The sequence below is a fragment of the Paenibacillus caui genome, assembly GCF_019904135.1.
GTDB classification, from domain to species: Bacteria; Bacillota; Bacilli; order Paenibacillales; family Paenibacillaceae; genus Fontibacillus; species Fontibacillus caui.
The window spans coordinates 26256-51298 of sequence record NZ_JAIOGQ010000022.1; the positions used below are offsets into that span (position 1 = coordinate 26256).

Consider the following 25043-nt stretch of genomic DNA (forward strand, 5'->3'; position numbering starts at 1 on the left):
ATTCATCATGAGTAACACTCTCTTCATTATATTTTGTTGGAAAAATATACTATAAGTATTATAGAAAGGCAGATATAATCATAAGCAAAGCATCATGATTATATCTGCCTCTTAGCACTTAATTATTTGACAACAACGGTGGAACAAGAATTATAACCACTAGAAGCGCCCATTTCTTCCAAGACAGTAGCAGATGACACCTCGTAAACTTCCAACTCAAGTTCAAAATCTTTTTCTTCAATTTCCTTCATGTTCATACTAACTCCTCCTCTAAGTATATTCGGATATCAATGGGATATCTTGTAATAAGATTACATTTTAAAGGTTATTTATGTCAATATATGGATTGATAAGGATAATATTTCTAATTGATAGATTTTCTCTATTTATTATTATTTTTTATATATAGAATTTAATATAAATGAAAGCCATTATTTACTGTCCATTATCAATGCCAACTCAGCATTAATCCTATGTTGATAGAGCGGCATCCAGCTTTTTAGAGCATATAATAAGGAGCCGCATCCTATGCGGCTCCTTATTATAGGGATGAGCAAACACTTTAGCATCCAAACTGACCTCACACTTCCATGGTCGCCGAGCATGGACCATAAAATTGCCTTGAGTCTTGAATGGAAACATAACTTTGCCGCCCGAAAGAGATTAGCAGTTCCCCCTAGACTTTCCCTTACTCCTCCTCCGTCCGGATACGGGCGGAATGCCGCTTGCCTATCCCAAAAGCGTAGTAACTGATTACGACGATGGCCAAAAAAACGAGCCCGACGATAAGCGACATCCGCGTGTCGTCATTAAACCCCATTCCGATCAAGACCATAACCAGAAAGGCAATGGTCAAGTAGTTCATAACGGGAGCAAAGGGCATTTTAAATGGATGTTTGGCCATTTCCGCTCCCTTCACTCTTCTAAAGCGAATTTGACTGATCAGGATCACAAACCATGGGATCATGCCTGGAAGCACGCTTGCGCTGTATACATAGACGAATAGCTTTGACGGCGCAATATAGTTCAAAACAACGCCGATCGCCAAACCGATAAGCACGGCAATCGTACTGTATAGCGGTACACCGTTACGGGAGATTTTCATAAAGAATTTTGGCGCTTGTCCATTTACGCCCAATGTATAAAGCATGCGTCCCGCACTGAAGATGCCGCTGTTGCATCCCGACATGGCCGCCGTAATGACAACGAAGTTAATGATCCCGGCTGCCGCCGTAATCCCGACTTTTGCAAAAGTGGAAACAAACGGGCTTCCAAGCGTATCCAGCTGGTCCCAGGGATAAACCGTGACAATGACGAAAATCGCACCGATATAGAAGATCAAAATTCGCCAAATGATTTGTTGAATCGCGCTTGTTAATGTTTTTTGCGGCTCTGACGCCTCGCCGGCCGTAATCCCGATCAGTTCGACTCCTTGATAGGATGCGATAACGAGAGATAGAGCAAAGAAAAACCCGGACCACCCGCCCGTAAAGAAGCCGCCATGTGCCCAAAGGTTGGATAATCCGATAGCGTTACCCCCGTTACCCAATCCGAAGAAAATAACCCCGATCCCTGCAACGATCATCAGGATAATGGTAACGATTTTAATCATCGCGAACCAAAATTCGAACTCCCCGAACGATTTCACGGAAATCAGGTTCGCCGTACCCAATATCGCCATTGCCAAAATACTCGGGATCCAAGCAGGCAGATTCGGGAACCAATATTCCATATAGGCGCCAACCGCTATAATTTCAGCCATTCCCACAATGATCCATTGGAACCAGTTGCTCCAAGCGGACATATAACCTGCTAAAGGATGGATGTACTTGTGCCCGAAAGTAGCGAATGACCCCGTACTTGGCTCCAAATACAGCATTTCCCCCATTGCACGCATAATGAAAAATACAAATATTCCGCAGATTGCATAAGCCAGCAGTACAGACGGACCCGTCCATTGAATCGTATTGGCGGACCCCATAAATAATCCAACGCCAATTGTACCGCCCAAGGCAATCATCTGAATATGGCGGGCTCCCAGCCCTCTCTTCAGTTCTTGATTGGCCACTTCACTTCCTCCTCTTGCACTTATCCTGTCGCGTTGATCGCCATAAAAATGCACCCCGAGAATGACATCGGATTTTACCCATAGGGTATCCAATGAACCTTCTCAGGAGTGCGCTTCAATAAAGCAAAACGTTGCAGCTTTATTATTATAAACGATCAGACCTTATTTTTCAGTAGTCAAAATGACTTCATATGAAAAGGATGCGTCTGGAATCACAAATGAAGAGTAAGGTGACTATTACAGCATCCGGGCAAACTGGGTCAACAGGTCCGGATGGAGGATCTTCTGATTGCCTTCTTGTCCAAGCGACTCTACTTGCTCAATATAGGCAGCAATGGAGCTTTGTTTAACCTGCTCTTTCCCTGCTTGCTCGGCCTCCTCGGCGTGGCGAAGCTTTACCAGCAGGGCATTGACGATCCCCTGCTTGCCAGGCCCCTCGACCATTCGTTCGGTCAGGCGGCTGAGGCCATCATAATCAACGACGATTTCATACGTGACCGGGGTCTCGGTCACATTTCCTGCCGCGTCGCGGGCTTGAACCGTTATCGTGTGCGCCCCCGCCCCCAGCACATAGGCATCCTCGCTGACCAAAGGCCCCGAGGCGCAAGGGTCGTAGACGACTCCCGACACCGTATCGGACGCCGTGCATTCAATAACCACTTTCTGATCGATCGTGTAGGAACCCGCTCCCGTTACATCGATCACAGGTTTAGTTTGATCCAGCCGGATTACGAGCTCCTTCTCCTGCTCCTTGTTGCCGCTAAGATCAACTGCGGCATAATGGATGATCGTGATTCCTTCCTGATCGATCGAAAGCTCGGCGCTGCTGCCGTCCACGCTCGCTTCCTCCGCCTCAGCGGCGCCTGTCAGCCGGTACGTGATCCCTTTCACGGCGTCATCGTCGGAAGCCGAAAGCTGAAGCGTTACGTTCCGGTTGAACCAGCCAGCTTCATTCGGCGTAGTACTATAGACAACCGCAGTGACCGGCGGCTTCACGTCTTTAACGGTCACCGTGCTCTCCGCGAATACGCCCGATTTGGCATGGGTCGCTTTGATGACCGCCGTTCCGGGTTTCTTGGCGGTTACCGTTCCTTGTGTCTCTACGTCAACAACTCCCTCGCGCGAAGCTTCGGACACGGACCACACGATCGTTTTATCCGGAAGGGTATCCGGCTCTACCTTTGCATTCAGCTTGGCCTGATCGCCGATGGTGAGATCAAGTTTCGTTGGGTCAATGCTTACCTTCGGTTTGTTCAATACAAAACGGTCCACTTCGCGCCCGCCTACCGTTTTCGTGACAACCGACAGACTGGACTTGTCGATTTCGACCTCCACGTACATCTGGGTCATTTCCTCGTCGACAAACTGCGTCCAATCTCTTCGGGTCAAGCCGTAGAACTTCGGACCGGAAGAGCCGCCAACCACATAGGCCGTGCCTTCGCCCGTTTCAGCGGCGGCGCCGTCCTTCATAAAGTTGCGCAAATAAATGTGATCATGCCCGTTCAGTACAAGATCGACATGGAATTCGTCAAGAACCGGTACCCATTCCTTACGGACAATTTCCGTATCATAGATGCTGCCGTAAGGTCCGCGGTGGAAGAGGACGACCTTCCATTTCTTATCCGTCTTGGCAAGATCGCTCCGCAGCCATTCCTTTTGCTCTTCATATTGATATTCGCTGTTCAGCATCGCGAAATGGGTATCTCCATAATCGAACGAGAAATTCGAACCTTTCAGGCTGTCCAGTCCATTTCCGGGCTGATTGAAATGATTCAGGAAATCGCCGTTGCCGCTGGTGCCTGTAACTTCATGGTTGCCGACCGCCGCGACGAGCGTCGTGTTCATCAGCTTGTCCTGCGCGGCCGCAAACCACATGTTCCATTCGTTTTCCTTATACCCGTTGTCCACCATATCGCCGGCATGCACGATAAAATCAGCGTCCGGCATATCGGCGGTTGCCTGATTGAGCGTATTTTTCCACAGATCAAAGCCCGCTTGATCCGATGCCTGCGAATCGCCGAAGAACAGAAACTTCACTTTGTCCTGATTCGTGGACGCGGTTGCGAAAGAGCCCTGGACGCTGTAATTTCCCGCACCGTCACCTACCCTGTAAACGTACTCCGTTCCCGGCTTGAGGCCGGATACCGCAGCTTTATGAACCCGAACCGTGCCAAGATCGTAGGTGGAAAATAAGGAATCCGTCCCGTCCACAGTGATCGCCGAAGCCTGCGCAAAATCCGTAAACCCGTCTCTTTCGGCGATTTCGACTTTCGTACCCGCCGCGTTCGGGTGGGTATGCCAGGTGAATCCGCGCGAGGTTGCCGGATCCGCCCCCATCGTCACGCTGATGTTATACGGGTTCATCGTACCGGCCAGCTTCGAAACGGTGAACGTCATCGCAGAGCTGTACAAGGAGTCTTTGACCGCTTGCAGCTTGTAAGTCTTGATCGACTTCGTCAAGGCATCTGTCGTAAAATGCCCTCCCGCGTCCGTCACGCCAACAACCGTTCCATCCGCCAATATATGGACTCCCGCAGCCGGAGTTCCATCCGCAAGGACCACGCTGAATGTGGTAGGATACCCTTCCACTCTGCCGGTGTCATTCCAACTGAGCTGCAGCGGATGCTTGATGACCGATTCGCGCGGCAGCCCGAAAAAGGATGAAGCAGCGCCCGGTGTACCCGTAAATGAGATGGTACCCGATGTAAAGGCGATGGTGCTGGATCCTTCGGCATCCGGCCTCACGTGATACCGGATCTGGGCGAGCAGATCGCTGTCCGTAAGTCCAGCCGTCTCCAGATTCGAGAACTTGACCAGCACCTTTCCCGCCGTAGCGTCGATATCCGCCTGCACCTGGCTGTCCGTCAGCTTACCCCCGGGCACCAGCTCCAAGCCGTCGACCTTGGAGGTGTCAAACGCAAAGCCGATCTGGCCCGCATGGATTCCGGCTGTCTTGAAGCCCTTGATATCCAGCGTATTTGTGCTGCCTGCATAGATTTCCTGAGGCGTATCGTACAGAAATTTGGACGAGCCTGTATCCACGTTAAACGTCCATTCCTTCTCCGCCCGGTTCCCGGACAGATCGCGGATCTGGATTTTCGCCTTATGAACGCCATCCGCAAGCGGGATCTCGGGCTTGTAGCTGATTCGCCCCTCCGGCGGATAAAGCGTATGGGAAACCGGCATATTGTCCACATGGAAAAAGATTTTGTCCGGATCGATCAACGTCGTCCCCGGACTCTTCTGCGGATCATATCCGGCGTCCTCGCCGATGGCCCGGATGACCGGAGTTCCGGTCTGCACCACGCTGCCGTCCGCAGGTTCCATGTTCTTCAGGACCGGCGGTTCAATGTCGTCCTCCACAGGGCCGTAAACCGCGCGAATTTCATCGACATAGATGGCTCCGGCTCCTTTGACGGGAGGATTTTTGGAGGTGGTCATGTAGCGAACGGGCATATCCAGCGTCAGCGGCGGTGTCAAACCGGCCGGCACGTTTGCCTCCACGTACTTCCAGCCCTTCCAGTCCACGCCGACGGTTTCTTGCGTCAGATTCAGCGGCGTCGGTCCGCCTGCGCCGTTCTTGTCCCGCATTTGCCCCCGCAGCCAGTTTCCGCTCCCGTCCCCGTAAACCCACATGCTGATCTTGGACGGATAACCCGGAATGACCAGCACTTTATCCTTGCTGGCAACCTGCAAATAAGCTCCGGTTGTGCCTACTTTTCCGATAAAATCATACTCCAGCTTCAACGCCTGATTCCCGAAACGGACATATTCGTCCTCGGTGGTCAGACTGGCGAGCGCGGTGTTGTAATTGGCTCCGGCCGAACTCAAGTACCGGTCAAGACCGTTCTCAAAGTTCTCCAACACATAGGGCGGCGTCCCGACGTTCACGGTCATTGACGTCTCGATATCCCCGTATTTCACGTAAATTTTCCCGCTCTTGCCGGTATCGTCCACGGCCGTGAACACGCCGTCTGGGCTGATGGTGCCGATATCCCCTTCAACCCGCCACTCGAAGCTGCGGTTGTCCGCCTTGATTTCCTGGCCGTTTCGCAGAGCTGCAACGTTAAGCTGAACGCTTGCTCCGGAATCCACCGCCTTCTCCGAATCCGGGAATTTCAGCGCCGTCAAGTCGTTAACGACCTCGACTTCTCCCGATCCTTCGAGCGCGCCTGCCTGAGCATGAATCGCTGCGGTGCCTGCGGCATAACCTGCCGTAAACCTGCCGTCTTCGTCAAATGTGCCCAGCGCAGGCTCGGCCTGCCAGATGACGGGGCCTTCAAACGCTGCCGGGTGAACGGCTGCATCCACGCCCGCTGCCGTAAAGGCCACCGAAGAGCCCGCCAGCACCCGTTCCAGATTCGGTCGCACGACCAGCTTGGCCGCAGGTCCTTCGGAGGCTTTGTTCACGAGCAGCAGGGAGTTGCCGGTCGGCCGCTCGCCTCCATCGGAGCCGCGATTCAGCATCTTAAACTCCGTTTCCCCTGGAAGTCTCGCGGCAAAGGTAGAAGAACCCCCGCCGTCCAGATTCAGAGCGTTGACAACGCCCATGCTCTTCATTATTTCGCCGAGCTCGCCCGTGTCCACGCCTTCACTGAAGCCCGGGGCCCGGCCGTCAATCTCCAGCATGAGCACGGAGCCGTCGGCCTTGATTCCGACCGCAGTACGGGGATGGACGCCTGCAGGCGGAACATTGCCGAGCACGGCTCCGTCCTTCATCAGCATGAAGCCGCTCATGGCCAGCTTCGCGCCGCGCCAGCCTTCCTCCAGCTCGAAGGAAGCCGTCACTTCATCGCCGACCTGGAGCGGTGCAAGCAGCGTACGGGCCGTGCCTTGCGCGGACAGCACTACCTTCCCCGGCGACAGGGGCGTATTTCCTTTGTCTATGCGTAGTTCGGAAACCTTCAGACGCATCGTCTGTCCGCTCTGCACATCACCTTCCAGGACGTCCAGCACGACTTCGTCTCCCAGATCGGTCGTTTTGGTCGTATCCGCATAATCGCTCGTATATAGCACCAGCTCATCATTTGACCGGTAGCGGTTGATATGCGACAGCTCAGAAGGCTTGCCCTGGATGGTGACCGTCCTGACCAGCTTCGGAACCGGACCGATTCGGGCCGTTCCGTCCTCATTCAGCACAAACACGCCGTTATCTCCGTCGGCGCTGTTTAATATTTTGCCGCCGCTCATAAACAAGCCGACGGGAACGCCGGTTCCGTGATCGTTCATATCAAAAAAATCGCCGTTGATCCCGGCAACCACCCGGCTCGCTTCCTTGTCCGCATAAGCGGCCATCTGCGTAACTCCCTGGGTGCCGTACACTTTGCCGCCTTTGGTCCCCGCCTGCAGCTCCAACAGAGGGTTCGAAGGATTGAATTCAACGGTGTGCACCTTCTCTAGACCCCTTGCGAGCTTCATATCGTACCAGTGGTACACCGCTCCCGGAGCCAGCTCCATGGAACGGCTGTCAAGCACCTCGCCAATAGATAAAGCAGTCTCTTCAGCAGCATGAACCGGCGCTTCATACGGCGTGAGTACAGAAAACAGCAGCAGCATGCCCAGCAAAGCGGACAAAACGCGCCTTGCCGGCTTTCCTTTCATTCTCATGCTTTCTCCCTCCGAATCCGTTATTTCCCCTGAAAAAGAGCACAGTGAATTTGCCCCCGCCGGCTTCCGCCGCCGGGAGCAAACATGTTCATGATCTTAGTCGGCCGGGACCGTGTCTTCCTCTTCCCCATTGTCTTCCGGCGATCTGGTGACAACCAGCTTGTCGCTGCTTGTCTGTCCGCCGTAAGAGGCGGTAACGGTAGTTTTGCCTTTACTGATCGCTTGAATCATTCCCGACGAATCGACGGAAGCAACCTCCGGACTGCTGCTGTCAAAGGTTGCCCTTGCGGTAACATCCGCGCTGGAGCCGTCCGAATAAGACGCCGTCACGATCAGCTTAAGGACTTCCCCTGTTTTGATCGGCTTCAGCTTTCCGATAGAAGTCCCGGTTAGATTGGCTGTAACGGTGAGACGATATTCGGCGGTCTTGCCGTCCGCCAATGCCGTTATGACCGCTTCTCCCACCCCGGTTGCCGTAACAAGCCCGGCCGCGTCAACCGCAGCCACTTCCGGGTTGCCGCTGGCATAAACAACGCCGTCCTTCAAAATGACTTTCGAACCGTCAGAGTATACCGCTTGAACGACTGTCGCTGCCGTATCCCCTTCCTTCATCTGGTCAGGACCTGTCATTTCCAGTCCGGTTACCGCTGAAGCGACGGAAAGCACGTAGCTGGCTGTTAAGGTGGCATAGCTGGCCGTAATCTCGGTTTGTCCGTAGGCTCCCGCCGTGACGAGCCCGGTATCGCTGACGGTGGCCACAGACGGATTGCTGCTGGCATAACTGACCCCGTTCGTCCAGTCCGCCGTTGACCCGCTTTCGAAGACCGCTTGGACCTGCGCCTGTTTGGTCTCACCCTGGACCATCGGTCCAAGCCCGTCCAGCTTCAGTGCTGTCGGATACTCTGTTTCACCCGAAACGGAGACGAGCTGCATATTTGAATAGTAAGCATTCAGAATCTGATCAAACGTCCAGCCCTTCATGCCCAGCATGGAGGCTCCGTATTGACTCATGCCGACGCCGTGCCCGTTTCCGCCTCCATAGAAAGTGACGCCTGTCACCGCGCCTTCCGCATCTTTCGCAAGATCCATCGTAAAGAACGCTGAATAAAGAATGCTCGGATTTTTCAGCGTGCCGGCCGGATCGTAATCCTGGGAACCGCCGCGGGCCCGGTAAGCGAGAATGTCGCTGCCCAGCGTGTAGGTTTTGCTCGGACGGATCGTGAAACGGATATTGAACTCTTTTACAATTTTATAAGTGCCGGTTGTGCCTTCAATGACAAGTTCCAGCGCGTTGCCGCCGGCTCCGCGTTTCGCCACGTACAGGTTCTGCAAGGTGCCGATCCCTTCCGGAGGAATAGGCGCGCTCGCAAAGCTGCCGTCAGCCTGCCGGGTCAGAATAAAAGCAGGGTCCGCCGCATAACGGGTGCCCAGGTTTTTATTGATCGTCGCTTCCAGCTCCTGGCGCGTCATGCTGATTTTCCAGCGGAAATAAAGCGAATCCGAGTCGTACCCCGTATAGGACAGGTTTTTGTAAAAAGCGTTCAGCGCTTCCTCGCTGGAAGTATCCAGCTCCAGCATCCGGTCTGCTTGAGCCGGATCGTAGGTGTAGCTTTTCGCCATCAGATAAGGGACAGGTGTTCCCGGAAACGTCGTGCTTCCCAAATCGGACCATACCTCGTGCTTCGAAGCGCCGAAGCCGCCGGAAGTCGAATAGAATCTCGCGTCGACCAGATCGCTGCCGCTTTTCATAATGAGGCCTGCCGTTTCGTTAACAGCCTGGTTCGTTGTCTCATTCTCCGCGCTGTTGTTGTAAACCTGGCTGAGCGTGCTGTCGTCGATATGAAAGCCACGGTCCGCAAACCTGCTGCTGTAATAGTCCGATAGCGCGTAGGTTCTGGCTGCAACGGCCTGAGCTTTCAGCGCCTCTTTGCCGAAGGACGCCGGCATTTCGCTCGGAACAACCTGGTACAGGTATTGCTCCAGCGTCACGTCGTTGATCAGCGTGAGCTTGTCCGTCGCCGCCGTCAGCGAGATCTCGAGGGTTCCCCGGTACAGCGGATTTCCGTAAGCGCGTTTGAAGGTCATAATTTGCAAAAGAGAGCTGTTCGGATCCCTCTGGGAGGCGTACAACCGGTTTGGCGTCCGGTACAGCTCTGTCCCGTCCCGGGTTACAACGGTCTGGCCTTCAACGGGGGTATACGTCACGAGTGCGCCTGCCGGAATATCGAAGCTGCGCTCCGCTTTTTTGTCCAGCAATGTGTAGCCGCCTTCTGACTGGATGTCGAGCCCGGCATGCTCAAACGTCGAATAATCCCCGATATCGGCTATGCTGCTGCGAATGCCGACCCGCATGCGGTCTGTCAGTGTCACACCATCGATGACCAGCTTGCTGATCTCTCCGGCATCGTTCAGGTATGTAACAACGTTGTCCGCCCCAACCATAACGTCATTCAGCGATTTCGCAAAGGTTTGTCCGTCAAGCTTCTGCCAGACCGTGTAGCCTTCGGCGAGGTGCAGCGTACCGGCTAGTTCAAGCTCGACTGTTCTTTGCGCCGGGTTCTTTGCCATAATTTTCTCCCGGAGCGGCTTCATAACAGCAGGCAAGGACATTTCACCAGCTGCACCCCATTCGGCCGTTTCGGCTGCTGCGCCGGCGGCTCCTCCGGGAGTTTCCAGCACGAGGGAACCTGCAACCAAAACAGCGGACAACAGCAAAGCAAAAGGTAAGCGGAATAATCGGGTTTTATCTCTCACTGTAATTCTCTCCTCTTTTGATGGAATAATAGATTCGAAAAATCCATTTTACAGATGAGACTCTTGTAAAAGGAAAAGTGACATGACCGGTGAAAATAGAGGAACAAAAAAATAGTCAAGTGCTAAACCGGAGACGAAAGGGAGATGACAAGGGCAATTATGTAAAGTTTGATCACTCTCCTCGGTAATATTTTCTTTCATTCTTTTATCACCAACATCATAATCTCAATGAAATTTTATTTCAATATTTTTTTAATGTGTGAAATTTAATTTCTTAAAACAGAAAAACTGACAGCTGCGAATTGTTTGACGAATAAAGTCGAATAAAGGGAGAGGTTTGACAACCAAGAGGAAAGAAGACACAGGCGAGATAATTTAATAGATATTTAAAGCCTATTCGATTCGCAAAATAATAGTCGATTTGACCCGTGGGATAACTTGATAACTCGCAATGATTAGTAGTCTGGCATCAATATGAAATTTGATTCTTTTATCCTAATTTATGGCAAAAAAAAGAGAGGGGTATCCCTCTCCATCATTCAAATCCCGTATTTGCCCATGCCAATTTCCCAGGGGATCATGATATAATGACATGGCGTCAACCCATTTTCTCATAACGATACATAACAGAAAAGAGAGATGAACAAAAAGAGATGATATTTGCCATTCTGCTTCAAGTCGTCTTGCCGATTTTTGTGCTGATCGGCATCGGCTCGATTATGCAGTACATCTTCCGGCTCGATCTTTATACCCTGACCAAAATCAACTTTTACTTTATTACGCCGGCCGCAATCTTTATCAGTATGTATGAATCGGAAATGTCACCCGCACTTCTCGGCAGCGTCGCTCTTTTTTATGCGATCTATGTGCTGATCCTGTATATCGTTGGCGCTGTCTTATCCCGCCGCCGCAAATTTACCCGCGGCATGAGGGCCGCTTTTACAAACAGCCTGCTTCTGGATAATTCGGGCAACTATGGGCTTCCGATCAACGACCTCGCTTTTAAGGGAGATCCGCTTGCCGGCTCCGTTCAGGCGCTTATTATGTCGTTTCAAAGCTTGCTGACGTTCACCTACGGAGTTCTTTCGATTCAGGGCGCGAAAACCAACGGGCTGTATCGCCAAGCGATCAAAGGCTTTCTGAAAATGCCCGTTCCATACGCGCTGGTCATCGGGCTTGTCCTGCATGTTCTGGCTGTTCCTTTGCCGGGCTTTATTTATCAGCCCCTTTTGTACGGGGACCGCTCCATGGTGGCCATCGCCCTGGTCACGCTTGGAGCGCAGATCATCAAATACCCGCTGCGGCTGGACCGGCTTGAGGTCTATCTAAGCGTGGCTTTACGGCTGCTTTTCGCCCCGGCTGTAGGCTTTGTTCTGATTCTTGCACTGGGCCTAAAGGGCATCCCGGCACAGGCTCTGCTTATCGCTTCCGGTATGCCTGTTGGCGTCAACACTTCCATTCTTGCCGAGGAGTATCAGAATGAACCGGACTTCGCCGCCCAAACGATTCTGATATCAACTATTCTGAATGTCATCACCATCACAGGGTTGATCTCCTTGGCCGAGTTTGTGGCTTGATCATAGGCTTCGCCCCGCTAAAAAAACAAAAAGCACCCCGCAATACGAGGCCGGATGAACTTCTGCCCTTACTGCGGGGTGCTTTATTTCCCTTACTTATTCCACTTATTTCTTGCGAACCGTAATCGTCCAGGTCGCATCGTCGATTTGCTCATAATTCGTAACGGTGTGGCCTTCTTCCGCCACCCACTGCGGAATGCTTTCCGTAGCCTGCGTGCAGTCGAAATCGATAATCAGTTCATCGCCGCTGCTCAGCGTTTTTATCGCCTCTTTGGCTTCAATCAATGGAAACGGACAAACCTGGCCGATAACCGACAATTTTTGCTGAATCATATGTGATCCTCCTTAAACCGCTGTCTGTACTGAAGCGGAAGTTTGTGTTCTTGCTTTCTGCGAGCGTGGACGAACATATACGAAATAGGATGCTGTCCAGGTGCCCAAAATCATGACTGCGAGCGCCACCCAGCCTTGCCAGGTCATCATCGCTGTCTGAACCAGACCGTTACCGATGGAGCAGCCGCCAGCCAGACTGGCGCCAAAGCCCATCAGAATGCCCCCTGCAAAGCTCGTAACGGAAGTTCTGGCATCCGGCGCGCGGAATTTGAACTCTCTGCTTGCCTTGGCGGCGATAAACGAACCGAGCAAAATGCCCAGCACCAGGTATACGCCCCAGTTCAAAAATTTATGATCGCCCGTTACAAGATACTGTACAAGATTGGCCGAAGGCGTCGTAATTCCAAGACCTGCCTTTCTTCCTGTCGCTTCGCTGAGCGGCCAGGCCAGAATCGCAATCAGGCCGACCAGAACGGCCGTAAAGAACGGATGCCAGCGTTTCTCAAACAGCAAATGGGCAAGCCCTTTTCGTTTCTGCTTCAAAGACGGCAGTGCAACCTTCGGTTTGCGCAGCTCACGAATGGCGAAGAACGCGGCAATAATGGCAACCAGCGCCACCAAAAACCAGGCGCTTATCCCGAATGTGTCCGGGATCGAGTTCGTTGGCGCACTTACTTTTGAAATGGACTTATTGAATCCGGACAGCGGTCCGGTCTTCATAATGGCGCTCATCACCATATATCCGAACAGCGCGATCCAGCTTCCGATCAAGCCTTCGCCGGCGCGATACCAGGTGCCTGTCGCGCATCCTCCTGCCAATACGATCCCTATTCCAAAGACATAGGAGCCCACAATGACCGCAAGCCAATTAAATGAGCCTGCCTTAAATTCAATCACTCCGGATTGTACAAGAGCAAAGATTCCTACAGCTTGAATGGCAATCGCGATCAGCAGGGCGTAAAACATGCGGTTGTTTCTGGTCAGGTAAATATCCCTGAATCCGCCTGTCAAGCAAAACCGCCCGCGCTGCATAACAAACCCGAGCAAAGCGCCGCAGATCAAGCCGGTAATAATCATTTGCAGCATGATTCCCTCTCCCTCTCTAAAACTTGTTCTAAAAAAACCTCTGCACCAATGTTATCAATTCCGATTAGTTTAGTCAACAATAAATAGAGGATTATACAATACATCAGCACCAATTATTGAGAGAGAGATTGCAGATTTTTGTCAAAAAAAAGCAGCAACATAGCTGCTGAGGACGAACTCATACTTTAATAGTTTCAAGATTTTTTTATATAAATCATATCCCAATATTGAAGTGTCGGGACTGTAAAGGTAACGTAATTGCCTTGGTCATCGGATCCTGTTGTAAAAGAAGTGCTGTAACTTTTTCCATTATCATAATCAGGGGAAGCAAAGTTTACGGATTCTACGGTTCCAGAACCATAATAATATTTAACCGTAATGTTTGATTGAAAATTCGGCACTGGATACGTTGCATCAGCATCTCTCCAATGATTGGATGGAACCCCCAGAAGATTGATCAGATGAATGACATCATATCCATTTCCTGTTTTGGTGAACTTCCAGATCGTGTTCGGGCTTCCATCTGTGCTTGTGTTTGAGTCCATGTCATGAACATACACAATATTATGAGTATTCGATAGCCCTCCACGCAAAAGATTTTCGTAAGCGACCATAAAATCATAATAATTTTTAAGCTGCTGTTTCAATTCATTGCTCATAATGAGATGTTTATTCGGGAAGTATTCAAGAGAAAGCATATTCAAGTCGTCCCCCAACTCAATATGACTCCCGCCGCTTGCGAAGATGGTCGCATCTGTCAGTAGAATGCTTGGGGTGTTAAAATAACCTTGATTGAATTCGCTGAAATTCTTTTGATAATTACGATTCATATAAGCTGCAAGAACGGTTGATTTGCTTCCTCCGCTTAATGAATTGCCTGCATCAATCGAATTTTTCAAATCATTATAGGTGATTTGTCCGCTGCCCTCCCACATTTCGGAGTAAAGGATGTCCGCACTGCTGCTTGCTGACTCTTTTTGCCCGTAATTACCAACGCTATTAAATACAACCGATTTCCCTAAAGTCGCCTTGGCATTATTGATAAAACCTTGAAAAGTCTGATCCAGATCTATCTTATTTCCAGTAAAATCATATGCGGTCCCTCCGCCTAAAGAGTCGATATGCCAGCCATCAAAAGGGAATACAGCAAACACATCTTTCTCTCGGTTAAATATATAGTTCTGCCATTCCAAATTGCCTGGATTAAAGCTGTAAATAGAAGGAGATGCCCAATTTTCAGGTAAAGGCGTGCTTAATTGCTGCTGATCGTTGAACAGGCCCCCTTGCCTTAACAAGAAGCCAGCCGTGCGGAACTTTAAATTTTCGTTTAAACTTTCAGACGATAGACCGCCTTATTCTCCAGCCCCCGGATGAACGGCGTCCAGGGTTCGCTCTCCGGCGTTGTATCCAGCGCGTCTTCTACCATCTGCAGCTTCGCATCAAGGGTATCGATATGATGCAGGGCCACCGCTTCAGGCGTCTGCGGCTGCACAGGACTTCCCCACTCGCCCAGGTTATGGTGGGACAGGACCAGATGGTGGAGTCCGATCACCTTCTCCGAATCCAGATCAATATCCAGGCGCAGCGCCGCCTCGGTAATCCAATTCGATGCCATCGATATATGGCCGACAAGCTTGCCCTTGACGCTGTATTCGGATACGATGCCAAGCTGGGCGGTCATTTCCTCCGGCTTGGCGATGTCGTGCAGAATGATACCCGCTTTAATAAAGTCCGGATTCAGGAACGGCCGCTGCCGGCACATAAAATCCCCGATTTCAAGCATGCGGACCACATGATAGGCCAGCCCTGCGAAATACGCATGATGATGGGTTTTGGCGGCCGGATAATGCATCAGCTTGTCTTCCACTTTGTCAACGCAGAACGAAACAATCGAGCGGATCTCTTGATCCTCAATGCTTGCCGTCGCCTGCTTAATGGTGTAGATCAGATCTACCGGCCGGATCGGAGCCGATCGGACGAAATCCGTAAGCGTTACCCCGTCCGCATCGGCAGCAGGACGAATCTGCATAATTTTGATCTGCAGTCTTTCGCGGTAGGTCTGAACAAGACCCCGAACCTTAACAAGCCCCATCGGAAAAAAAGTTTCTTTGTCCCTGGTTGAAGCGTCCCAATATTTTGCGGGCAGTTGTCCGCTTGCATCGCACAAAACGATATCCAGATAATCTTTGGGCGGCGTTGCATTCGTCTGCTTCACTTCCAGCTCCTTGATCAGATAAAAGCCGGTAAACTCATCTCCGCTGACCAGATCTTTGATTAATGTCATTTAACTTTCCCCTCTCCTCTATCCCCTTAGCCGTTCAGCAGATTAAGCAGCGGTCCGTACACCCCATGAAGCAGAATATAAAATACAGCCCCCAGCGCCGCTCCCACCAGTGCGCCGTTTAGCCGGATCCGCTGCAGATCGGTATCTACTTTACTTTCAATAAATTCGACCAGTCTTTGCTCTGTGAATTCATTTAATGTAGTCCGGACGATTTGCCCAACCAGCGCATGCTCGGTCTCTATAATTTTCTGTACGAATTCTTGCACATAGCCTTCCAGCCAGTTTTTGATTTCCTGATCCTGTTTAAACCACTCCCAGCAGCCGCCTATAAACCGGTTGATAAAATTTCGGATATTTAGCCTAGTATCGGCATTCACATATGGCGACTCTGCATTCGGAGCAAGCAGATTCCTTAAATTAGCGAGCAGCGCGTTCACCGACGGAAGCAGGGAAATCTTCTCCAGCAGTTCATTTTTCCAGGCATCCACCGCTTGTGAAAGCTCGGCCCGCTCCTCCAAATCCGCTGCAAGCTTGTATAGCATATCCGCTACGAGCACTCTTAGCTCATGATCAGGATTTCGCAGCTCAAGCATGAAACGCTGCAAATCATCATACAGCACGTCCGCCGCTTCATCAAGATTCAGCGCATTCGAAGATTCCGCAATTTGCACCAGCTGCTTCTTAAACCATCTGGAAAAAGAGCCGCCGGTATTCAGCATGTTCTCCTTCTCCTGAACAAGCATCTCCCGGATTTGCTGCTTCGTATCAGAATGCGAAATGCGCTCCGCCGCAAAATCCGCCAATTGCGTGAACCAGGCCTGGTAATCGCTGTGGTCCAGCACCCACTTCAGGATCCGGCCGGCATAAGGCGACAAATTAATGCGCTGCAAGCCGCCGCGGACTTGCTTATCCAGCCTTGCCGCAAGGCCGCTCAGCTCCATTTTCTCAAGGCTGGCCACCAGGAAATTCCATGCCTGTTCCAAAATCTTTTCTTTATCTCCCTTGCGTTCAACCAATGAAATGGCAAGCTCGACAAGATGATACTCTTGGGCTTTTTCCTTCAACATATTTTTGCTCAGCAGCTGCTCTTCCACCATGGACACGACTCCGTCCACCAGCTTGTCGCGATTCTTTGGAATAATTGCCGTATGCGGCAATATTTTTAACCCGAGCGGATGTCTGAACAGAGCCGTAATGGCAAACAAATCGGCCAGTGCGCCTACAAGCCCCGCTTCAGATACGTACAGCAGCATCCGCGGCCACCATTGCCCCGGAAGCCGATAGACGCAAATGGCCGCTATTAGAAACAGCAGCGCCAACAAGATTAAGCTCAGGTTCGCTTTTCTTCTCATCTTCACCCGGTTAAACCCCCGATCCAAAACGTGATCAGATAGAGGAAAGCGCCGATCAATCCGCCGATGCCAATCCCGTTTAAACGAATGTATTGAAGATCGGGTCCTGCCTTGTCCTGAACCATCCCGATCAGCTGCTGCTCGGAATATGTATTCAGCTTATCTGTGACAACCTGTGCAATGAATCCGTGCCTTTGTTCAATCCACATCAGCACATTTTTTTTGATATAGCGGTCAATAGCCTGCAGCAGATCCTCGTTGTTTTCGAGTGTGCCGATTCCCTGTTCTATTTTCCGGTCAATCCAGGAATACAGCGCTGTTCCCTTGCCGCCCCCGGTTGCTCCGTCCTCTTTAGAGAGCTGCAGAAAAAAGTTCAGTATCTCCCGAACAAAGGCATCCAGCTGTACATGTCCTTTTATGGCATTGATGATCCTAAGCTTGCCACGCTCTATAGAATCCCTTAGATCAGGGTCCGACCTTAATCTCAGCACAAAATGCCCCATCTGTTCCTTCAGCTTGATCCGCTGAGCATGTGATGGAGATAACATTTCCTTTAGAAAGGACGCAATCTTAAGCTGGATTTTTCCACTGAGGGAGGAAGCCTCGAGGCCCGCTGCGATATTTACGAATTGTCGACGAAATTTCCCGCTCTCGTAGGAGGAAAGCACAGAATCCGCGAGCCTCTCAATTACGAGACGGAACCGCTCCGTATGTACAATTTTGATCAGCTCATGAATCAGAAAATCAATGATTGGCTCATCATAGCCGTTTCGGACGATCCAGTCCGCGACATCAGCGGCGATGTCAGAAGCCTGAAGGGCCTCCATGCTCCCAAAAAGCAGTTCATGCAGCGCATTGGCCAGCTCTTGAACATCCATTTTCACCATAAGCTCTTTGGCCAAGCGCTCCGCAATTTCAGTAATATCCTCTTGTCCGCCATGTTTCCTTAAATAATCAATCAAAATGGCGGATATGCTGTATTCACTCAATCTGGCCTGAATATTTGCCGTCGTCAGCAGCTCATATTGAACCATGTTGCCAAGCTCGCCTATAAGCCGTTCCCGGTTTCGCGCGATTACCCGCGTTCCCATAAAAGCCGGCCATTTGATCTTAAGCGGATTGCCAAACAAGGCCCCAACCGCAAAAGAATCGGCAAGCCCCCCGATCGTGGCAGCATTGCATGCAGAAAATAGCACGCCGCCCCAGAAATAGTCGCGAAACGGAAAAGCCGCCACAACACCAGCAGCCGACAAAATGAGCGCTGTGTCAACCTTTGTTTTAATTTTCGATTTCTTCACACTGCCGCACCTCTAACAAGATGATTTGCCTCACATATCACATATAATTAAACTTATTATACATGATATGCTCCGTCTTCCCTAATCGGCAGGGCGCACAGGCTGGCAGCGACAGCAGTCAAAATTATTTTAATTGAAGCAACGATCGTTGCATATATTGATTAATAAGCTCGTCAAGATACATAGATTGCCGAATCACCTTTTGATCTTTCAAGCCGTACATTTTTTCCATTTGATTAAGTTTCAATCTGGCTTTCTCTATTCTATGTTGAATGGTTTCCGGTTCCTTCACGGCCCACCCACCTCCTAAAGATATATTTTAGGATATATTGCCAAAATATAGACAATCAGAGTTAATGCATAATTTTTGCTAATAACAAGCAATTATGAATATGAGAGGCAATATGATACTATTATCGGTTATTTTCCCTTGGAATTGCATAGCTCCCGATAAGCATATTGTTTCAGGTACAACAAAAAAAGCCCCGTTTGTAAAATAAGGCTTTCCCCTTACTTCGAACGGAGCTTCCGCTAAATGAATGAATATTGGCACTACTTTATAAATTTCCGGGACTTATGGATTCCCTTTCAAATGCTGCAGCGTTTCCGGTCCCAGTTCCCCCAGCCGCCAGAGCGCAACTTTGGAAATTCCGGCTTCCAACGTTGCATCGATCCAGCCGGAAATCGTAACCTCATCTCCATACCATACGGTATGCCGGACACCGCTTTCGTCCACATAATCAAAATGAACGCTGCCGCTGGCAGCATCCCGCTGGGGAGCAGCCTCATTCTGTGCCGCAAGCTCCGCCGCCCCCTTTTCGGTCAGAGCGGTGACCTTTCCCGTTTTCGCCCAGTCAAAGCCCCCTGCGGAAAAAGCCAGCACACGTTCTCCGGGAACATGAGACATCCGGTCCGCCAGCTTGCGGATCATGTTGAAGTCTGCTTTGGGTCCCGGCCCGCTGTGGCCGCCATAAAGGTTATACGCCATCATGACATACGCGGGACCCTCCGGCAAATCGACCGATTGTACCGGCGCTCCCGGTTCCAACACAATTCTTAGGGTCTTTCCCTCCTGCCGAAGACGCTCATATAATTCCTGGAAAAATAGAGACAGCTTATCCCAGTCGCCTTTATTCATCTTTTCGTAATCGATCTCTACTCCGCTTAAGCCATACCGGGAAACCGCGTCGATAATTTGCGCGATATGCCTGTTCCGGCTTTCTTCCGTAGCGATCAGCCGCGATACAAGCTCGGGATCCTTCTGTACCGTCGTCCCGTCAGCGTTGAATCGGTCGTTGACCACGGTCAGTCCGGTGCGGGACAGCTTGTTTTCTTCCGCCGTCTCCATAATCCGGGGGAGAGCCTCCGTGAAGTCTGCCGTAAAATACAGGTTATCGTCCTGATCAAAATAAGCCGCGAACAACTGCAGCTCCTCAAGCCCTCCGGCAAGCTGCCGCAGATCGTCCGTCCCCGTTTCCCATTGCCAGTCCGCGATCCATGCGGAAAGCTCCGCTTCCGTGTATTTGGTAACCGGAACCTGCTTCCCGCCGGAATCCCCCCGCTGCCAAATCCAGATCACGGAAAGGACGGCTACAAGCAGCACGGCCACCGCGCAAGCGGCCGCTGCCTGTTTACCCGTAGGCTTTTTCATCGCAATCCGCTCCCCCTGCTGCCGTTATTAAAAGGTTTCGATCGCCCAATCCACGGCCGTGTTGTACGCCTTCTGAATGCTGCCGATCATCCCCGCGAAGCCCGAAGGCTTGTTGTTAAAGAGAACCCGCTTCCCATCGTCTGTCTGATTCTGATCCTGCGAGACAACCTTCACGTCTGCAAAAACGGCATCGTAAATATCATCCTTCTTGTTCTGCTCATGATAGCGCGACTCCAGCGCGACTCCGCCGGAATCGATTGAACCGTCTATGAGTTGATGATCGAGAAGTACATCATTATCCACGGTCACCCGCAGCTTATCTCCCTGAATAGCAAGTTCCAGTTGCCTGGCACTTCGGATATTGACGGGATACTGCTCGTCGTCCCGAGCCCCGGACAAGGTTTGTTCCCTTGAATAAACAGACGCTTTGTCGAACTGCAAGTCTTTCTCTTCCCATTCCACCGGAGGTAAAGCATACGAATAAATTTCTTCAGGCGCTTGTCCCGTTTTTTTCTGTTCAACGTGAATTTCATTATTCTCCAGCGTCAGACGGATAAAGGACTCTTTGGCCCGGTCGTAACGCGCATAGATCGACTGTCTTCCTACCACGTTCCCTTCAGCCTTTGCCGTGACGGTGACATCCCGTTTATCCTGCATGTCTTTCAAATAAACGGTCCCCGGCCCGGACGGAGGGGAAGTCAGGATGATCCGGTTCTCCGCAAATTCGGCGGCCCCGCTCTGCACATCCCACCGATCGGCAGCCTCCCTGTTTCCACGCACAAACTGCAGGTCCTGCCCGGTGTCCTTCCGTATTTTCATCAGCAGATGATTGGTGGACCAATAAGAAGCCGGCTGGACTCTTGTCAGGTCGTAAAGATCGCTCCTCTTGGTGTTGTAGACGTTCCCCTCGCGGTTAAAATTCATGCTGAACAGCTTCCGAATGTTATCCGTATTCGCATCGGTAACGAGCTTGTTCATGCCCTCCCCTAGCGCGTTCGCATGCATGATCATATAGACGCCGGGCACATAACCCAACTTGTTCGTATAAACATCTCTCATCGCATCATAATCGCCGGAAATTCGCGCTTCCATCTCGGCACGATTCTCCAGCGGAATCATGTTCTCGTCACGGATGAAATCCATCAGATAATGATTATAATATTCCACGTTCGACTTCCTGGTCAGTTCCTTCTCGTCCTTCACGCCGAGATAATGACCGTCTTTGTCGAATATATTGATATAGGTTAGACGGTACCCGTTTGTTCCCAGTTCCCAGTAACCGGATTTGGTCATCTTCCGCATATCCTTCGGCTGCATGAATTTATGTTCGCTGTTGCCCATTTTGTTCGCATAGGACAGAAACGTGGCCTTGAAGTTATACTTCTCCAAAATCGGCCTAGCAAACAGGGCGGAATCGTTCCGACCATCCTCAAAAGACAGGAAGAGCGCCTTCTCCGGCAGCGCCTTTCCCTTCGTGTAAAAGTCGATAACATCCTGCTGGGATATCGTCCTGTAGCCCTGCTCATACAGCGTCTTAAGCTGGGCGTCAAGCTGGCTTTTCGAAACCAGTTTGGAGGTAGCGGTTCGTCCGACCCCGAAATAAGACAAGGCGATGAACCCCTGCTCCTGATGCCACGACGATCTGTCAGGCTCCCGATACTTGTCCAGATCAAAGATCGCGTCAACCAGTATGACGGCCAGCACCATTAAGATCAGGAACTGCGCGATCGTTTTTATGATTTTGCTGCGATTCTTCCTGCGAACATTAAGGGCAGGATTTCTCTTCCTATTCCCCATTACTGCCCATCCTCATTTCAACTCTCGATTGATGACTTCATTTAAAACGGCAACCCGAATTTTTTGGTTTTGCGCTTGCGCGCTTCCTTCTTCTCTTTGGCTTCAACATCCTGCGGTGTCTCCCTCGTCCCCCATGTCGACTTCCAGAATGTTACCCAGGCGACCGGCATTTGCCATAACAGTACAAACTCGTAAAACACGCAGAACACGAATCCGAATACCCACAGCCCGCTCTTGCGGAACAGCAGATGGGCGAGGCTCATCAGCAAAGCCATCATCAATAACCCCATCAGAAAGGTGCCCGGAAAAATACCTTGAACGATTGGAACATACATGAGATTGTAGACGACTACAACCGGCGCCGCGATCGGGACAATCAGCCCAATGTAAAAGAACAGGGCCATGAACGGCTCCTTCCGCCAGATAAACAAGCCTGCCCGCAGCGACTCGCGCAGCCAGGAGCGTTTCCAGCGCATTTGCTGCTTTAGAAAGACGTTCATCCGCGAAGGAACGATGGTGGAGCAGATCGCGGAATCCTGGTATCCCGTCCGGTGCGTTTTTAAAATAAAATTGGTCATGCTCCGGTCGTCGCCGAAAGTTGCCGGCCTGCCGAGGAACTTCTGGTCCAGCCAGGCATCCGCATGCCTGAGAATTAGCTCTTTTCGATAACAGGATAACGGCCCCGATAGACAAGTAACGCTGTCAAACCAGGATTCGGCTGCCTTCATAATTCGAAAAGCGATATAATACCTTACCGTTTGCAGCTTGGTCACAGAATTTGTATATTTGTTTTCAACATCCGTTCGGCCGGCGACGCCGCCCATTCTCGGATCCTGAAAAGGCTGTACGAGGTTCCGGATCGCCGTTGGATCAAGAAAGCTATCCGAATCCACAAACACTACGAGATCGTGCTTTGCCATCTCCACGCCTTTGACAAGGGCGACCCGTTTGCCCCCATTCTCCGGCAGCACCGTATATTTCAAGCGGTCCTGGGTGGCATAGCGCTCCGCCTCACTATGAATTACGCCGATAATGTCCTGAATTTGTTCCACGGAACCGTCGGTTGACCGGTCATCCACCACGATAACTTCCAGCTTATCGACGGGATAGTCCTGATTCATGCAGCTGAGGATCGTACGCTTGATCCACTCTGCCTCGTTGAAGCAGGGGATAATGATCGATACTCCCGGCGTATAGTCCGGATTAACCGGTACGTTCCGGTACAAAGCACCGAACAAATAACGCGTCAACAGGAAAAGTGCCGCAATCAGACTGTACAGATACAACACCAGATTATATTTGAAATAAATGATGCTTTCAGCCCGCATGAGCATAATAAAGAGCGATGCCACAAACAGCAAGGCGCTGGCCGAGTATACCGAATATCCCCAACGTTTTCTCTGAAAATAATCAGTGAGCGGCTTTTCGAATTCGATAGCCAGCATCAGCTTTTCTTCGTTGTCCGCTTCGCGTGTAAAGCGGCGAACCACGGCAGCCTCGATATTTACTCCGGCTTCAAAGCCTTCCGGCATAGTGCCGGGAGGAATGCGGAACTTGGCCTTTACCTTGTCCCCGACCTGGAAGCCGGAGGAAGCTGCCGGCAATTCAAACAGCAGTCCCGTAGCCGATATATCAACAGCCCGGCCCTTTATTCCCGTTCTTCTCTTTTGTCCCACAGGGATAAGAAGGACTTCAAAATCCGCTACATATCTCAAGCTGAGCGTTCGCAGCTTGTTTAGATAATCGGAATCCGCCGAATCGCCGTTCGGGATCACCCGGTTGCCTCTTCGGTCGACGTTAACGCGAATATTTTCCGGATCGGGCACATAAGAGAGCGTACGTCTGTCCATACGCGGAACGGTCAATACTTCTTCAGTCCTTTTTTCCTTTCTTCTAATCACAATCGCCGTCTCCAATCCATATTACAAACTCCAGTACTGATACCCGCTGCTTGCGTATTCGGATCTCGCATAAATCCCCTTCACATCAACCATGAGTTTCGGTTGTTCCGGGCAGAATAACCTGTTAAAATCGGAAATGCTCATTTCCGTAAAAGCCCGGTGCGCAACGGCAACGATCGCGATGTTCAGTTCCTTTAAGGAAGACTGTTCGGTAAGCTCGATGCCGTACTCTTCATAAGCCTCTTTTGGGTCAACCAACGGATCCGCCACAAGCGGCTGAATGCCGTAATCCTGCAGCTCGCGAATAATGTCGATTACCTTAGAGTTCCGGATATCGCGGCAGTTCTCTTTGAAAGACAATCCGAACACCGCGATACGCGAGTTCTTCAGATCAAGGCGCTCGCGAACGGCTGCTTTAATCACGTTCTGAGCGATATATTTGCCCATTCCGTCATTGATATGACGGCCGGCTAAAATAATTTTGGAACGGTAACCCGTATCCTCTGCCTTATAGGTCAAATAGTACGGATCGATCCCGATGCAGTGTCCGCCGACCAGGCCGGGCCGAAAATGAAGAAAATTCCATTTGGTACCCGCGGCGCGCAGCACCGCATTCGTATCGATATCCATCTGGTTGAACAGCATGGACAATTCGTTCATGAAGGCGATATTGATGTCACGCTGGGCGTTTTCGATCACCTTGGCCGCCTCAGCTACTTTGATGCTCTCCGCCCGGTGCACGCCGGCCTCAATAATCAGCTCGTACAGCTTGGCTACCGTACCCAGGGCCTCCTCATCACTTCCAGAGACGATTTTGACGATGTTCTCCAGACGGTGGGTGTTATCTCCCGGGTTAATCCGCTCCGGCGAATATCCAACCTTGAAATCGACTCCGCAGCTAAGCCCCGACTCTGCTTCCAGAATCGGAATGCACACTTCCTCCGTCACTCCTGGATATACCGTCGACTCGTATACAACGACCGAGCCCTTAGTCAGTTTGCTTCCTACCATACGGCTTGCGCTTCGTACATACTTTAAATCGGGTACGTTTCCGCTCTTCACCGGCGTTGGAACCGCTACAAGAAAACAGCGCACCCCCGAAAGCTTGTCCGGATCGGAGGTAAACTCCGCCTCACAGCTGAGAAGCGCCTCCTCTCCTATGTCTCCGGTAATATCCCTGCCGCTTCGGTAATGATCCACCTTTTCCGCACTCAAGTCGAAACCGATCACATCCGCTTTTTTCGAGAATGCAACGGCTAGTGGCAGCCCGACGTATCCAAGGCCAACCACGGCCATTTTTTCCTGGCGATCTATAATATTTTCATATAATCCCAT

At 51.0% G+C, this 25043-nt stretch carries 16 protein-coding genes; 1 reads left to right on the forward strand and 15 read right to left on the reverse strand.

Annotation, left to right across the window (positions count from 1 at the left end; all coding sequences use genetic code 11):
• Positions 1-122: 122 nt before the first annotated feature.
• From K7397_RS21880 to K7397_RS13885, 4 genes are all read right to left on the reverse strand, one after another.
• On the reverse strand, positions 123-257 hold the full coding sequence (locus tag K7397_RS21880) for a thiopeptide-type bacteriocin (protein ID WP_223068539.1): 135 nt from the start codon (positions 255-257) through the stop codon (positions 123-125).
• 431 nt (positions 258-688) lie between these two features.
• A complete protein-coding gene (locus tag K7397_RS13875) occupies positions 689-2068 on the reverse strand; it encodes an amino acid permease (protein WP_223068540.1) in 1380 nt (459 codons plus the stop codon).
• Positions 2069-2305: 237 nt separating this feature from the next.
• Positions 2306-7675 (reverse strand): phosphodiester glycosidase family protein, encoded by a 5370-nt coding sequence (locus tag K7397_RS13880; RefSeq protein WP_237690918.1) that lies wholly within the window; start codon positions 7673-7675, stop codon positions 2306-2308.
• A 96-nt stretch (positions 7676-7771) separates the two neighbouring features.
• A complete protein-coding gene (locus tag K7397_RS13885) occupies positions 7772-10429 on the reverse strand; it encodes a SpoIID/LytB domain-containing protein (RefSeq protein WP_223068541.1) in 2658 nt (885 codons plus the stop codon).
• Between the two features lie 653 nt (positions 10430-11082).
• Here K7397_RS13885 and K7397_RS13890 point away from each other — a divergent pair.
• Positions 11083-12006, forward strand: coding sequence for an AEC family transporter (locus K7397_RS13890; protein WP_223068542.1), 924 nt, complete (start codon positions 11083-11085; stop codon positions 12004-12006).
• A gap of 105 nt (positions 12007-12111) precedes the next feature.
• Here the strand turns inward: K7397_RS13890 and K7397_RS13895 are convergent, their stop codons facing one another.
• The 11 genes from K7397_RS13895 to K7397_RS13945 form a co-directional block, all read right to left on the reverse strand.
• Entirely contained in the window at positions 12112-12339 is a 228-nt protein-coding gene (locus K7397_RS13895) for a sulfurtransferase TusA family protein (RefSeq protein WP_237690919.1), read from the reverse strand.
• 12 nt (positions 12340-12351) lie between these two features.
• Complete coding sequence (locus tag K7397_RS13900) at positions 12352-13425, reverse strand: YeeE/YedE family protein (RefSeq protein WP_223068543.1); 1074 nt, start codon at positions 13423-13425, stop codon at positions 12352-12354.
• A 194-nt stretch (positions 13426-13619) separates the two neighbouring features.
• Positions 13620-14720, reverse strand: a complete 1101-nt coding sequence (locus K7397_RS13905; protein WP_223068544.1) for a glycoside hydrolase family 66 protein — start codon at positions 14718-14720, stop codon at positions 13620-13622.
• Positions 14721-14752: 32 nt separating this feature from the next.
• Positions 14753-15709 carry a 3'-5' exoribonuclease YhaM family protein gene (locus K7397_RS13910; protein ID WP_223068545.1) on the reverse strand — a complete coding sequence of 319 codons (957 nt, stop codon included), beginning with the start codon at positions 15707-15709 and terminating at the stop codon, positions 14753-14755.
• 26 nt (positions 15710-15735) lie between these two features.
• On the reverse strand, positions 15736-17061 hold the full coding sequence (locus K7397_RS13915; protein ID WP_237690926.1) for a DUF445 domain-containing protein: 1326 nt from the start codon (positions 17059-17061) through the stop codon (positions 15736-15738).
• A 2-nt stretch (positions 17062-17063) separates the two neighbouring features.
• Complete coding sequence (locus K7397_RS13920) at positions 17064-18359, reverse strand: DUF445 family protein (RefSeq protein ID WP_223068547.1); 1296 nt, start codon at positions 18357-18359, stop codon at positions 17064-17066.
• 124 nt (positions 18360-18483) lie between these two features.
• Positions 18484-18651, reverse strand: coding sequence for an aspartyl-phosphate phosphatase Spo0E family protein (locus K7397_RS13925; RefSeq protein ID WP_223068548.1), 168 nt, complete (start codon positions 18649-18651; stop codon positions 18484-18486).
• Between the two features lie 282 nt (positions 18652-18933).
• Entirely contained in the window at positions 18934-20010 is a 1077-nt protein-coding gene (locus K7397_RS13930; RefSeq protein ID WP_223068549.1) for a glycosyl hydrolase family 18 protein, read from the reverse strand.
• Positions 20011-20037: 27 nt separating this feature from the next.
• The gene (locus K7397_RS13935) at positions 20038-21807 is read right to left on the reverse strand and encodes a polysaccharide deacetylase family protein (RefSeq protein ID WP_223068550.1); all 1770 of its coding nucleotides are present in this window, start codon (positions 21805-21807) and stop codon (positions 20038-20040) included.
• 41 nt (positions 21808-21848) lie between these two features.
• Entirely contained in the window at positions 21849-23657 is a 1809-nt protein-coding gene (locus K7397_RS13940; RefSeq protein ID WP_223068583.1) for a glycosyltransferase, read from the reverse strand.
• A gap of 72 nt (positions 23658-23729) precedes the next feature.
• Positions 23730-25043, reverse strand: coding sequence for a nucleotide sugar dehydrogenase (locus tag K7397_RS13945; protein ID WP_223068551.1), 1314 nt, complete (start codon positions 25041-25043; stop codon positions 23730-23732).

What these genes read in the sequence shown, in the direction of transcription:
- K7397_RS21880 (WP_223068539.1), bottom strand. Translation starts at nt 257, where the DNA reads ATGAACATGAAGGAAATTGAAGAAAAAGATTTTGAACTTGAGTTGGAA.
- K7397_RS13880 (WP_237690918.1), bottom strand. Translation starts at nt 7,675, where the DNA reads ATGAGAATGAAAGGAAAGCCGGCAAGGCGCGTTTTGTCCGCTTTGCTG.
- K7397_RS13890 (WP_223068542.1), top strand. Translation starts at nt 11,083, where the DNA reads ATGATATTTGCCATTCTGCTTCAAGTCGTCTTGCCGATTTTTGTGCTG.
- K7397_RS13895 (WP_237690919.1), bottom strand. Translation starts at nt 12,339, where the DNA reads ATGATTCAGCAAAAATTGTCGGTTATCGGCCAGGTTTGTCCGTTTCCA.
- K7397_RS13900 (WP_223068543.1), bottom strand. Translation starts at nt 13,425, where the DNA reads ATGCTGCAAATGATTATTACCGGCTTGATCTGCGGCGCTTTGCTCGGG.
- K7397_RS13910 (WP_223068545.1), bottom strand. Translation starts at nt 15,709, where the DNA reads ATGACATTAATCAAAGATCTGGTCAGCGGAGATGAGTTTACCGGCTTT.
- K7397_RS13915 (WP_237690926.1), bottom strand. Translation starts at nt 17,061, where the DNA reads ATGAGAAGAAAAGCGAACCTGAGCTTAATCTTGTTGGCGCTGCTGTTT.
- K7397_RS13930 (WP_223068549.1), bottom strand. Translation starts at nt 20,010, where the DNA reads ATGAAAAAGCCTACGGGTAAACAGGCAGCGGCCGCTTGCGCGGTGGCC.
- K7397_RS13935 (WP_223068550.1), bottom strand. Translation starts at nt 21,807, where the DNA reads ATGGGGAATAGGAAGAGAAATCCTGCCCTTAATGTTCGCAGGAAGAAT.
- K7397_RS13940 (WP_223068583.1), bottom strand. Translation starts at nt 23,657, where the DNA reads ATGGACAGACGTACGCTCTCTTATGTGCCCGATCCGGAAAATATTCGC.
- K7397_RS13945 (WP_223068551.1), bottom strand. Translation starts at nt 25,043, where the DNA reads ATGGGATTATATGAAAATATTATAGATCGCCAGGAAAAAATGGCCGTG.